The organism is Sphingomonas sp. 1F27F7B, assembly GCF_005503355.1.
Lineage (GTDB): Bacteria > Pseudomonadota > Alphaproteobacteria > Sphingomonadales > Sphingomonadaceae > Sphingomonas.
The window spans coordinates 1-12,065 of sequence record NZ_SCMK01000044.1 but is presented as its reverse complement, the minus strand read 5'-3'; the positions used below and the strand labels follow the sequence as shown (position 1 = coordinate 12,065).

14 protein-coding genes and 1 other RNA gene are annotated in these 12,065 nt (G+C 66.4%); 3 read left to right on the top strand and 12 right to left on the bottom strand.

Features of this window, described 5'->3' with window-relative positions; translation table 11 throughout:
* The 3 genes from FFS08_RS23035 to FFS08_RS23025 form a co-directional block, all read right to left on the bottom strand.
* Positions 1-730: TPM domain-containing protein (locus FFS08_RS23035; RefSeq protein WP_137871864.1), on the bottom strand; the 730-nt coding region annotated here is incomplete at its 3' end.
* Positions 727-1,128: a TPM domain-containing protein gene (locus FFS08_RS23030; RefSeq protein ID WP_171015349.1), complete on the bottom strand. Its 402-nt coding sequence runs from the start codon at positions 1,126-1,128 to the stop codon at positions 727-729. The genes FFS08_RS23030 and FFS08_RS23035, both read right to left, overlap by 4 nt.
* Before the next feature lie 173 nt (positions 1,129-1,301).
* Positions 1,302-1,892 carry a LemA family protein gene (locus tag FFS08_RS23025; RefSeq protein WP_137865046.1) on the bottom strand — a complete coding sequence of 197 codons (591 nt, stop codon included), beginning with the start codon at positions 1,890-1,892 and terminating at the stop codon, positions 1,302-1,304.
* Between the two features lie 158 nt (positions 1,893-2,050).
* Between FFS08_RS23025 and mscL the strand changes: the two genes are divergently transcribed.
* On the top strand, positions 2,051-2,482 hold the full coding sequence (gene mscL, locus FFS08_RS23020; protein WP_137865047.1) for a large conductance mechanosensitive channel protein MscL: 432 nt from the start codon (positions 2,051-2,053) through the stop codon (positions 2,480-2,482).
* A gap of 120 nt (positions 2,483-2,602) precedes the next feature.
* Here mscL and FFS08_RS23015 read toward each other — a convergent pair whose 3' ends face one another.
* A complete protein-coding gene (locus FFS08_RS23015) occupies positions 2,603-3,034 on the bottom strand; it encodes an RrF2 family transcriptional regulator (RefSeq protein ID WP_137865048.1) in 432 nt (143 codons plus the stop codon).
* Positions 3,035-3,092: 58 nt separating this feature from the next.
* Between FFS08_RS23015 and ssrA the strand changes: the two genes are divergently transcribed.
* Positions 3,093-3,432: a transfer-messenger RNA gene (gene ssrA, locus FFS08_RS23010) on the top strand.
* Positions 3,433-3,564: 132 nt separating this feature from the next.
* On the opposite strand, the gene FFS08_RS23005 is transcribed toward ssrA, so the two are convergent.
* The 4 genes from FFS08_RS23005 to FFS08_RS22990 all read right to left on the bottom strand — a co-directional run bounded on the left by FFS08_RS23005 (position 3,565) and on the right by FFS08_RS22990 (position 6,374).
* Positions 3,565-4,632 carry an NAD(P)-dependent alcohol dehydrogenase gene (locus FFS08_RS23005; protein WP_137865049.1) on the bottom strand — a complete coding sequence of 356 codons (1,068 nt, stop codon included), beginning with the start codon at positions 4,630-4,632 and terminating at the stop codon, positions 3,565-3,567.
* Between the two features lie 37 nt (positions 4,633-4,669).
* Positions 4,670-4,894: a tautomerase family protein gene (locus tag FFS08_RS23000; protein WP_137865050.1), complete on the bottom strand. Its 225-nt coding sequence runs from the start codon at positions 4,892-4,894 to the stop codon at positions 4,670-4,672.
* Entirely contained in the window at positions 4,894-5,304 is a 411-nt protein-coding gene (locus tag FFS08_RS22995; RefSeq protein ID WP_137865051.1) for a (R)-mandelonitrile lyase, read from the bottom strand. Before FFS08_RS22995 ends, FFS08_RS23000 begins: the two co-directional genes overlap by 1 nt.
* Positions 5,305-5,384: 80 nt before the next feature.
* Complete coding sequence (locus FFS08_RS22990; protein ID WP_137865052.1) at positions 5,385-6,374, bottom strand: aldo/keto reductase; 990 nt, start codon at positions 6,372-6,374, stop codon at positions 5,385-5,387.
* A 107-nt stretch (positions 6,375-6,481) separates the two neighbouring features.
* On the opposite strand from FFS08_RS22990, the gene FFS08_RS22985 reads away from it, so the two are divergent.
* On the top strand, positions 6,482-7,387 hold the full coding sequence (locus FFS08_RS22985; RefSeq protein ID WP_137865053.1) for a LysR family transcriptional regulator: 906 nt from the start codon (positions 6,482-6,484) through the stop codon (positions 7,385-7,387).
* A 109-nt stretch (positions 7,388-7,496) separates the two neighbouring features.
* Here FFS08_RS22985 and FFS08_RS22980 read toward each other — a convergent pair whose 3' ends face one another.
* The 4 genes from FFS08_RS22980 to FFS08_RS22965 form a co-directional block, all read right to left on the bottom strand.
* Positions 7,497-8,504, bottom strand: a complete 1,008-nt coding sequence (locus FFS08_RS22980) for a sensor histidine kinase (RefSeq protein ID WP_137865054.1) — start codon at positions 8,502-8,504, stop codon at positions 7,497-7,499.
* A gap of 160 nt (positions 8,505-8,664) precedes the next feature.
* Complete coding sequence (pnp, locus tag FFS08_RS22975) at positions 8,665-11,028, bottom strand: polyribonucleotide nucleotidyltransferase (protein WP_137865055.1); 2,364 nt, start codon at positions 11,026-11,028, stop codon at positions 8,665-8,667.
* 211 nt (positions 11,029-11,239) lie between these two features.
* Entirely contained in the window at positions 11,240-11,509 is a 270-nt protein-coding gene (gene rpsO, locus FFS08_RS22970; protein WP_137865056.1) for a 30S ribosomal protein S15, read from the bottom strand.
* Positions 11,510-11,529: 20 nt separating this feature from the next.
* Positions 11,530-11,985: a hypothetical protein gene (locus FFS08_RS22965; RefSeq protein ID WP_502702072.1), complete on the bottom strand. Its 456-nt coding sequence runs from the start codon at positions 11,983-11,985 to the stop codon at positions 11,530-11,532.
* Positions 11,986-12,065 lie beyond the last annotated feature (80 nt).

Below are 12,065 nucleotides of genomic sequence, written 5' to 3'. Positions count from 1 at the left end.
CTTCGCGACCGATCTCGTTGGCGATCGACCAGAGGATGATCGGCAGCGCGCCGCCATCGTGGCGATAGGGCCGATCCCAGGGCCCGCGCCGCCGGCGCCGGCCGAAAATGCCGAGCATCGGCAGGATCACGAAGACCAGGATGATGCCCCAGAAGATCAGGCCGACGGGAAAGCCGCCGCCATGGCTCTTCTGCGGCTTCTGGGTGACCTGGGCTTGTTGCTGCTGCGCCCGCTGCTCGGCGGCCTCGAGGGGCAGCTTCATCTGCGCGGCGATCGCCTGCGCGCCCGCCACGATCCCGCCGGCCATGTCGCCGGCCTTGAACTTCGGGATGATCGTCTCGTTGATGATCTGGCTGGACAGGCCGTCGGTCATGATCGGCTCGAGCCCATAGCCGACTTCGATCCGGACCTTGCGCTCGTTCGGCGCGACGATCAGCACGATGCCGTTATTGGCGTCCTTCTGCCCGATCCCCCAGGCGCGGCCCAGTTGATAGCCATAGCCCTCGATATCATAGCCCTGAAGGTCGGGGATCGTCGCGACGACCAGCTGGCGCGACGAGGCCTTCTCCACTTCGTCCGAAAGCTGGGTAAGCTGGACGACCTGATCGGGCGAGAGCAGGTGCGCGTCGTCGACCACCCGGCCGGTGAGCTTGGGGAAATTGGGCTGCGCCTCGGCCGAGAGCGGCACCAGGATCAGCAGCAGCGCGAGCAGGCTACGCAACAGAGTCATTGAGTGATCTCACGAATGATGGCTTCGCTGCCGGCGGCAATGCCTTCGGCGAATTTACCTTCCTTGAAGCGCGGGAGGATGTCGTTGCGGATAATCTCGCCCGCCTCCTCGTCACGCAGCGCCTTTTCCAGGCCATAGCCGACTTCGATCCGGACCTTGCGCTCATTGGGCGCCACGATCAGCAGCACGCCGTCATCGAAGCATCGGCGGCCGATACCCCAGGTACGGCCGAGGTTCAGACCATAGTCGGCAATGTCATGTCCGCCCAGGCTCTTCACCGTCACCACCACGAACTGGTGCTTCGATTGCCTCTCGACATCGACCAGCCGGTTCGAAAGCTTGCGCCGCTCGCTGACGGACAACAGGCCCGCGGCATCGACCACGCGGCCGCTGAGCACCGGGAAATCATATCCCTTCGGCGCGGTGCGCGACTGGGGCGGCCCGGGCTTGCAGGCCTCTTCCGCACGCGCCGTCGCCGCCGGAGCACCGGGCCCGGCGGCGTTGGACTGCGGATCGAGCGCCGCGGGCTTGCAGGCCGCGAGCGCTCCGCAGAGGAGGAGCGCCCGCAGGATCAGTTGCTGTTCCCGAAACTGACGTCCGGCATCTTCTCGGCACCGGCCTGGGCCTGGAAGGGCGTGATCGGCTTCGCACCGTAGAAGATCTTCGCGCCGATCGCGTCGGGGAAGGTGCGGATGCGGGTATTATAGGCCTGCACCGCTGTGTTGTAGTCGCGCACCGCGACGGTGATCCGGTTGTTGCTGCCCTCGATCTGGTCCATCAGCGTCCTGAAGGTCGCCTGGCTCTGGAGCTGCGGATAGGCCTCGACGCTGGCGATCAGCCGGCCCAGCGAGCCGCTGAGCTGCTGCTGCGCGGCCTGGAAGGCCTGGACCTTGGCTGGATCGGTGAGATCGTTCGCGGTGACCTGCACCGAAGTCGCCTTGGCGCGCGCCTCGACCACGTCGGTCAGGATCTTGCCCTCGGAGGCGGCGGCGCCCTTCACCGTGTTGACCAGCGCGGGAATGGTGTCCGCGCGGCGCTGATAGGCCGCCTGGACGTCCGCCCATTTCGCCTTCGCATTCTCCTCCGCGGTGGGCACGCTGTTGAGCCCGCAGGCCGAGAGCAGGGCAGCGCCGGCGAGGGCGAGAACGGCACGAAACTTCATCACGTCATGATCCTCCGGATCTGGTTCGGAGTGTCTTATACCGTGGCCACACCGGGGTCCGAAAGCGAAATCGGACGGCCCATATTTGCGCGCGAGCCCCATCCGTGCATCATGGCGCCGATGCCGCACCTCGGCGGCAGGGTACGGGAGGCGAAGGGATGTTCAAGGAATTCAAGGCGTTCGTTTCGCGCGGTAACGTGATCGACCTGGCCGTGGCCGTCATCATCGGCGCCGCCTTCAGCAAGATCGTCAGCTCGCTGACCGATGATCTCCTGATGCCGCTGATCGGCAAGATCTTCGGCGGGCTCGATTTCTCCAGCTATTTCATCGCGCTGGGCCCGATCCCCGCCAACCTGGCCGGATCGACCGACTATGCCGCGCTGAAAAAGGCCGGCGTGCCGCTGTTCGGCTATGGCGCGTTCGTCACCGCGGCGGTCAACTTCCTGATCGTCGCCTTCATCATCTTCCTGCTGGTGCGCGCGGTGAACCGCATGTTGCCGAAGCCGGAAGAAGCGGCGGCCGCCGAACCCGCCGACGTGACGCTGCTGCGCGAGATCCGCGACGAGCTGAAGAAGAAGAACCCGGCCTAGAGTCGTTTTCAGCTTCGCTGAGTCGGCACCTGCCCGCTCCCCGCCCGGCCACCCATGAATATATTTCCGCTGGGTGTCCGGGTGGGGGAGCGGGCAGGTGCCGCCCTGCCGAAAACGACTCTAGGCCGCGGCCAGGTCTTCCGCGACGGCATCGGCCAGGCTGGTGCCATCGAGGATGCGCGCAGTCTCGTCGCGCACGCGCGCCATGGCGTGGCGGATCGCGCAGCTCGCCTCGTCCTTGCAGTCGTTGCAGGGGCGATAGGCGGTGCGGCTGACACAGGGGACCAGCGCCAGCGGCCCCTCGATCACCCGGATGATCTCGCCCAGCGAGATGAGATGCGTCGGCCGCGCCAGGCGATAGCCGCCGGCCTTGCCGCGGGTGGAAACGAGGAAGCCCGCCTCGCGCAGGTCGGCGAGGATCAGCTCGAGGAACTTGCGCGGCACGTTCGCTTCGGCCGCGATGCGATTCATCGGCGTGGGCGCGCCGGCGGCGGGCCGCCCGGCAAGGAAGAGCATCGCGCGCAGCGCATAGCGGGAACGCTGGGTCAACATGATGCAGCCTCCATGCCAATTGTTTGCGGCACTGTGAAGGCCTTAGGGAATGCAGCCTGACCTTTTCATTAATCGCGGAGCCCCTATATAGGGTTTGCCGGCCTCGGCCGGCTATGGGGATAAACGACGGCGTGCAATAGGCGCAGCGGACCCGGGGGCGGTACCCGGCGGCTCCACCACCAGCTACCTGCCAAGGCAGTTGATGACGGGGCCGAACTAGGATCGACGTGTGTTGAAAAGCGCTGACCATCTCTCAGCATGGGCCACTGTGACGGTCCGTTACACAAGTGCCAACGATAACGAAGCACTCGCTATTGCGGCGTAACCCCACGGCCTAACGGCCCAAGGTTACTCTAAAATGCGCGGTTGGACCGCACCGGGCAACAGAAGCGGAATCCAGCGGTACGGGGGACACCGGGCAACAGAAGTCCCCCACTTTCCCGCATTTTCTCGAAGCGGTCCCGGCAGGGGCGAGGCGCGATGCTGCCCGCGGGGCATGGCGACCGCACGCGGCCGCCATGCCGGCGCGCTCAGCCTTCCTGCTTCAGCGAAGCCATGTCGATGACGAAGCGATATTTCACGTCGCTCTTCGTCATCCGCGCATAGGCCGCCTCGATCTCGTCCATCCGGATCATCTCGATATCGGCGGTGATGCCGCGCTCGGCGCAGAAATCGAGCATCTCCTGCGTCTCGACCATGCCGCCGATCGGCGAGCCGGCGATCGAACGGCGATTGAGCAACAGGTTGAAGATCTCGGGCGAGGGGTGCGGATGCTCGGGCGCGCCGACCAGCGTCATCGTGCCGTCGCGGCGGAGCAGCACCAGGAACGCGTTGAGATCGTGCGCGACGGCGACGGTGTTCAGGATGAAGTCGAAGCTGTTGGCGTGCGCCGCCATCGCCTCGGGGTCACGCGAGACCACGACTTCATGGGCGCCCAGCTTCTTCGCATCCTCGATCTTGTCGGGCGAGGTGGTGAAGGCGACGACATGCGCGCCCATCGCCGCGGCAAGCTTGATGCCCATATGACCAAGGCCGCCGATGCCGACCACGCCGACCTTCTTGCCGGGCCCCGCATTCCAGTGGCGGAGTGGCGAATAGGTGGTGATGCCGGCGCAGAGCAGCGGCGCGACCGCGGCCAGGTCCTTCTCGTCGTGGCGAATGCGCGCCACGAAGACGTCCTTGACGACGATATGGTCCGAATAGCCGCCGAACGTGTGCCCGCCGAGCACCTTGTCCTCGCCATTATAGGTACCGACGAAACCGGTGGTCTCGCAGAACTGCTCCTCGCCGGCATGGCAGGAAGGGCAATGGCCGCAACTGTCGACCATGCAGCCGACCCCGACCAGGTCGCCGACCGCGAAGCGGGTGACGTCGCCGCCGACCGCAGTCACGCGGCCGACGATCTCATGGCCGGGGACCGAGGGATAGAGCGTGCCGCCCCATTCGCCGCGCACGGTGTGCAGGTCCGAATGGCAGACCCCGCAATAGAGGATGTCGATCGAGACGTCGTCGGGCAACGGGTCGCGGCGCTCGAAGCTGAAGGGAGCAAGCGGCGTGGTGGCCGACTGGGCGGCATAGGCCTTGGCTGGGCTGGGCATGTTGGTCCTTGCTTGGTCTTGGAGGAAGGAAATGGGGTCAGAGCGTGTAGCCCGGCGGCTTGAACAGCAGCGCGGGCCGGGCGGCGATCTCGCGCCGATAGAATTGCGGCCATTCGTCCATCGGCACGTCCTCGATCGCGACCGAGATGCTCTCCGCCGGCGATCCGATCGCAGCCGTCACGGCATCGGCCAGCGCATCGGCCAGGAGCCGCTTCTCGGCATCGGAGCGCCCGGCGGCGAGATGGAGCATGACGTGCGGCATCAGTGCTCCCCGGCCGGGCCGGCGAGATATTCGGCGTCGGTCACATGCTCCATCCACGCGACCATCCTGCCGTCCAGCGCTTCCTGGATGGCGATGTGCGTCATCGCGGTGGTGGGGCTGGCGCCGTGCCAGTGGCGATGGCCGGGCGGGCACCAGATCACGTCGCCCGGACGGATCTCGACAATCGCTTCACCCTCGCACTGGGTCCAGCCCAGCCCCGAAGTGACGATGAGCGTCTGGCCGAGCGGATGGGTGTGCCAGGCAGTGCGCGCGCCGGGCTCGAAAGTGACGCTCGCCACGCCGTAGCGCGGCTCCGGCGCGATCGTGAGCAGATCGATGCGCACCGAGCCGGTGAACCATTCGGCCGGCCCTTTCTGCGAAGGCTGGGAGCCGCTGCGATTGAGCTTCATGGTGGGTTTCTCCTGCGAAGGGGACTGGGCGCTCGCCGCTCCGGCCGTGAGGACGAGCATGGCGAGCGCCAGTGCCGGCCTCACCGGCCGACGACTTGCATCAGCGGGGCGGGATAGCGCTCGCCCTCGATATCGATCTCGGCCAGCGCGCCCGCGATGCCGGCAAGATCCTCGGGCGTGAGCATCACCGCGGCTGCGCCCAGATTCTCCTCGAGCCGGTGCCGCTTGGTGGTGCCGGGGATCGGCACGATCCATGGCTTCTGGGCGAGGATCCAGGCGAGCGCGATCTGAGCGGGCGTCGCGCCCTTGTCCTCGGCGATGCGCTTGAGCAGGTCGACCAGCGCCTGGTTCTTGGCCATCGCCTCGGGCGTGAAACGCGGCAGCCGGCTGCGGAAATCGCCTTCGCCGAACGCAGTATCCCGAGTCATCGCGCCGGTGAGGAAACCGCGGCCGAGCGGGCTGTACGGCACCAGGCCGATGCCCAGTTCCTCGCAGACCGCGAAGATGCCGTTGGTCTCCACGCCGCGCGTCCACAGCGAATATTCGTTCTGGATCGCCGTGACGGGCTGTACCGCGTGCGCGCGGCGCACCGTTTCGGGGCCCGGCTCGGACAGACCGAAATGCTTGACCTTCCCTGCCGCGATCAGGTCCCTCACCGCGCCGGCGACTTCCTCGATCGGCACATCGGGATCGACGCGGTGCTGGTAGAACAAGTCGATCCGCTCGATGCCGAGCCGCTGGAGCGAGGCATCGGCGACTGCGCGGATATGCTCGGGCCGGCTGTTCAGGCCCGCCCGCTGCACGCCGTCGACGATGTCGAAGCCGAACTTGGTGGCGATCACCACCTGGTCGCGGACCGGGCGCAGCGCTTCGCCGACCAGGCCTTCGTTGGTGAAGGGGCCATAGACTTCGGCGGTGTCGAAGAAGGTGACGCCGAGATCGACCGCGGCACGGAGCAGCGCGCTGCTTTCCGCCGCGCTCAGCTTGCTGCCATAGGCGAAGTCCAGCCCCATGCAGCCATAGCCGATCGCCGAGACTTCGAGGCCGTTGCCGAGAATGCGCTTCTGCATGTCCTGTCTTCCTGAAATTGGGTCGCCCGCTGCACGGGAGAGATAGGCAGGACCGTCCCCCGGATTAGGGGCTGTAATATGAACGGGTTTATGAGTATTCTTCAGGAATGAACCGTCAGGACCTCGCTGATCTCTCCGCCTTCGTCGCCGTGGCGCGAGAGCGGAGCTTCACCCGCGCCGCCGCGCGGCTGGGCGTGACTCCGTCGGCGCTCAGCCACTGCATGCGGGGGCTCGAGGAGCGGCTGGGCGTGCGACTGCTGAACCGCACTACCCGAAGCGTTACCGCGACCGAGGCCGGCGAGCGGATGCTGCGCACCGTCGCCTTCCATCTCGACGAGATCGAGACGCATGTCGCGGCGCTCAACGACCTGCGCGAGCGGCCCGCCGGCAACATCCGCCTCACCGCCGACGAATTCTCGCTCCAGACCGTGCTGTGGCCCCGGTTGCGCGGCGTGCTGGCGCGCTATCCGGACATCAAGCTGGAGATCGAGACCGACTATCGGCTGGTCGACATCGTCGCCGAAAGGTTCGACGCGGGCGTGCGGCTGGGCGACATCATCGCCAAGGACATGATCGCGGTGCCGATCAGCCCGGCGATGCGGATGCTGGTGGTGGCGACGCCCGGCTATTTCGCCAGGGCCGGCCGGCCGCGCACGCCGCAGGAACTGGCCGGACATTGCTGCATCAATCTGCGCCTGCCCACGCTGCGCGGCCTCTATGCCTGGGAGTTCGAACGGGGCGGACGGGCACAGCGGGTCCGGGTGGACGGGCAGCTGACTTTCAACAGCATCTTCCATATCCGCGAGGCGGCGCTGGAAGGCTTCGGCATCGCCTATCTGATGGAGAGCCTCGTCCGCGAGCATCTCGACAGCGGCCGGCTGGAGGCTGTGCTCGAAGATTGGTCGCCGCCCTTCTCCGGCTATCATCTCTACTATCCGAGCCGGCGCCAGCCGACCCCGGCCTTCGCCGCGATCGTCGAGGCACTGCGCTACCGGCCCGGGCGCGAAGGCTAGGTTGGGAACGCACAGATATCCGATTTCCTGTCATCATCCCGGCCCTGAGCCGGGATGACGAGAATATGAGTCCCCGGCCTGGGGTCCGTACTCGATATCGGGCAGGGACCTAGGGCACGACCAGCCGGGCGAGCGCGCCGCGCGGCCGCGCCACCATCTCGAAGCGGCCGCCGAGCTGGCCCGCCAGCGTCGCGGCGATGTGGAGGCCCAGGCTGGCGTGCCGGGCCATTTCGAAGCCCGGGCGCAGCCCCTGCCCGTCATCCTCGATCTCGATCGCGAAGCCATGCTCCCGGCGCAGGCAGCGTATCGCGATCCGCCCGCCTTCCCGCCCGGCCAGTCCGTGCTCTATCGCATTGGCCACGGCCTCGGCGACAATCAGCGCCACCGGCACCGCGGCATCGGGCGCGAGTTCGAGCGCATCGGGATCGTCGATCGCCACGGCAACGGGCTTGCCGCTCGCTTCGACCACATCGTCGATCAGCGGCCCGAGCAGCCCGCGCACGCCCGACGCTGCGCCATCGGAGCGATAGAGCTGGCGGCTGATCCGCCCGATCGTCCCGATGCGGCGGGCGGCCTCATCGAGCGCAGCCTGGGCGGCAGGATCGCCGACATGGCGCTTCTGCAGCGCAAGCAGCCCGGCGGCGACCTGGAGATTGTTCGACACGCGGTGCTGCAACTCGTGGAACAGCAAGGTGCGGGTCTCGGCCAGCCGGCGGTTGCGCTCGCGCTGCGCGACCAGGCTGGCAGTCGCCGTCTGCATCCAGTGGAACAGCAGCAGGATCAGGGCATCGGCGGCGCTGTAGAGGAAGATCGAGGGCGCCGCACCCGGCAGCGGCGAGGGCGCAAACGGATCGCCCATGAAGAACACCCAGCCCAATATCCCGCCAAGCACCGCCGCCAGCAGCCCGGGCCGGGCCCCGAACAGGAAGCTGGTGACGATCACGGCCGGAAAGAAGGTCGCATAGGGCAGACCGGGCGGCAGGAACGGCCTGAGCCCGATACGGATCAGCAATGCGGCGCCGGTGATTGCCAGCGTCAGGCCGAGCTGGAGCCAGGGCCGGTCCTGAAGAACCGGCAGGTCCTCCATCCAGCGGACATCGCCATGGGCCCGTGTCATCGCTCCAAGCCTTGCATGGCGTCGACGATAGCGCGCCGCGGTGCCGGGTGCGCTGATCCAGAACAAGAGAATCGATGCATTTTCATGAGTAAGCGACTGGAACACCACAAAAAAGGGCCCGCCGAGGCGAGCCCTTTCCTGTTTTACGGACGCAGGACGATCAATCGTCGCCGCCGGTGAGGAACGCCGGCAGGCCGATATTCTCGCCGCCTTCGTCCCTCGATTCCGAACGCTCGCGGCGCGGACCGCGATCGCCACGGTCGCCGCGCGGACCGCGATCGCGATCACCGCCTTCGCGACGCGGGCCACGATCGCCGCCACGGCCACCGTCACGGCGACGATCACCACGGTCGCCGCGATCACCGCGATCGCCACGGTCACCGCGCGGTTCGCGCGGCTCGCGGGCCGGACGCGTGTCCTCCAGCTCCTCGCCGGTCTCCTGGTCGACGACGCGCATCGACAGGCGAACCTTGCCGCGCGGATCGATCTCGAGGACCTTGACCTTGACTTCCTGGCCTTCGCTCAGGGCATCCGAGACCTTCTCGACGCGCTCGTTCTTGATCTCCGAGACGTGGACCAGGCCGTCCTTGCCGCCCATGAAGTTCACGAAGGCGCCGAAATCGACAAGGTTGACTACCTTGCCGGTGTAGATCTTACCGACTTCGGCTTCCTCGACGATGCCGAGGATCCACTTCTTCGCGGCGTCGATCTGCGTCAGGTCCGACGACGAGATCTTGATCACGCCCTCGTCGTCGATGTCGACCTTCGCACCGGTGGTCGCGACGATCTCGCGGATCACCTTGCCGCCCGTGCCGATGACGTCGCGGATCTTCGTCTTGTCGATCGTGATCGTCTCGATGCGCGGCGCATGGGCCGACAGTTCCGAGCGGGTCTCGCCCAGCGCCTTGGCCATTTCGCCGAGGATATGGGCGCGGCCGTCCTTGGCCTGGTTCAGCGCCGCCTCGAAGATCTCCTTGGTGATGCCGGCAATCTTGATGTCCATCTGCATCGTGGTGATGCCCTCGGACGTGCCGGCCACCTTGAAGTCCATGTCGCCGAGATGGTCCTCGTCACCCAGGATGTCGGACAGGATCGCGAAATCCTTGCCCTCGAGGATCAGGCCCATGGCGATGCCCGAGACGGCGCGCTTGATCGGCACGCCGGCATCCATCATCGCGAGCGACCCGCCGCAGACCGAGGCCATCGACGACGAGCCGTTCGACTCGGTGATGTCGCTGGTCAGGCGGATCGTGTAGGGGAAGTCCTCCTTCGACGGCAGCACCGGGTGCAGCGCACGCCAGGCGAGCTTGCCGTGACCGACTTCGCGGCGGCCGGGCGCGCCGAAGCGGCCCACTTCACCGACCGAATAGGGCGGGAAGTTATAGTGCAGCATGAAGTTCTGGTAGGAGAGACCGCCCAGGCCGTCGATCATCTGCTCGGCGTCCTTGGTGCCGAGGGTGCAGGTGGCGATCGTCTGGGTCTCGCCGCGCGTGAACAGCGCCGAGCCATGCGCACGCGGGAGGAAATGCGTCTCCGCCACGATCGGGCGGATCTGCGTGGTGGTGCGGCCGTCGATGCGCTTGCCGTCCTTGAGGATGGCGGTGCGGACGATCTCGGCTTCGAGCTTCTTGGTCAGCTTGATGCCGGCCATGACTTCCTGCGGGCTCAGGCCGTCTTCGGCAAACTTCGCCTTCGCCTTCGCGCGCGCTTCGTTCAGCGCGTTCGAGCGGGCCGACTTGTCGGTCAGCTTGTAGGCGGCGGTGATGTCCTTGCCGATCAGCTTCTTGATCGAGTCCTTGAGCTTGGCGTTGTCGTCCGACGACGCGACTTCCCAGGGATCCTTGGCGGCCTGTTCGGCAAGCTTGACGATCGCCTTGACGACTTCGCGGCAGGCATCGTGCGCGAACAGCACGGCGCCGAGCATGACTTCTTCCGAGAGCTCCTTGGCCTCGGACTCGACCATCATCACCGCGTCATAGGTGGCGGCGACGACGAGATCGAGCTCGCCCTCGGCGACCTGCGCATCGGTCGGGTTCAGGACGTACTGGCCGTCGACATAGCCGACGCGCGCGGCGCCGATCGGGCCCATGAAGGGCACGCCCGAAATGGTGAGCGCTGCCGAAGCGGCGACCATCGCGAGAATGTCGGGCTCGTTCTCGCCGTCATACGAGAGCACCTGCGCGATGGCGTTGATCTCGTTGTAGAAGCCCTCGGGGAAGAGCGGGCGGATCGGGCGGTCGATGAGACGCGAGACCAGGGTCTCCTTCTCGGTGGCGCCGCGCTCGCGCTTGAAGAAGCCGCCCGGGATACGGCCGGCGGCGCTGAACTTTTCCTGATAGTGGACGGTGAGCGGGAAGAAGTCCTGGCCTTCCTTCACGCTCTTCGCAGCCGTGACGGCGCAGAGCACCACCGTCTCGCCGAGAGTCGCCATCACGGCGCCGTCGGCCTGGCGGGCAACCTTGCCCGTTTCGAGAGTCAGCGTCTTGCCGCCCCACTCGATCGATACAGTCTTCTTGTCGAACATTGGATTTCCTTCACTCCCGCTGCCCGATGCAGCGGGGGCCTAAGAGGGACCCCATGAAAGTACCACTTTCATCGGAACCCTTTGAGTTGAGCCATACGTGGCTCCAGGATCGGCCGGATTGCCGATCCCCGTCGTGCCTCCGTTGCGGAGGCGGTTCGGCACGGTAGCGTGCCCGAATGACAAAAAGGCGACCCGAGGGTCGCCTTTTCGGTTACTTGCGAAGCCCGAGCTTCGCGATGAGATCGGTGTAGCGGGCCTCGTCCTTCTTCTTCAGATAGTCGAGCAGGCTACGACGCTTGTTGACCAGCATCAGCAGGCCGCGGCGCGAATGATTGTCCTTGGCGTGCGTCTTGAAGTGCTCGGTCAGGTTCGAGATGCGCTCCGAGAGGATCGCGATCTGCACTTCGGGGCTGCCGGTGTCGGTGCCGCCGCGGGCGTGTTCCTTGATGAGCGCTTCCTTGCGCTCGGCAGTGATCGACATGGTCTTTCCTTCGACATCGCTTACAGATTGAAACCGCGGACTACCCGGACCTGGCCGGATAGAGCCTCCACCAGCGCGATCGGAGTCTCCTCCAGGCACGCGAAATATTGGCCGTCTTCCTTGGCGACCCCGGCCAGAACCTGCCCCTGTCGGAGCAGCCCTGCCTGGTCGGGGGTGAGGGATAGAGCCGGGATGTCGTCCAGCCCCGCCCTCAATGGCAGGAGGAGTTGTTCAAGGGCGCGGTCCTTAGCGGCATCCTCCAATTTGTCCAGCGAAATCGCCTGATCCAGACTGAACGGGCCCGCCTTCACCCGGCGCAGCATCGTGACATGGCCGACCGTGCCGAGCGCGTGCGCGATGTCACGGGCGAGACTGCGGATATAGGTGCCCTTCGAGACATGGGCACGGAGGGTGATTTGATCCTCCCCGGAGCGGGGAGGGGGACCAGCCGCAGGCTGGTGGAGGGGGGGCTCCACGGACGGAGTCCTTGATGGAAAGCCCCCTCCCCCACCGGCTTCGCCGGCGGTCCCCCTCCCCGTTCCGGGGAGGATTTGAA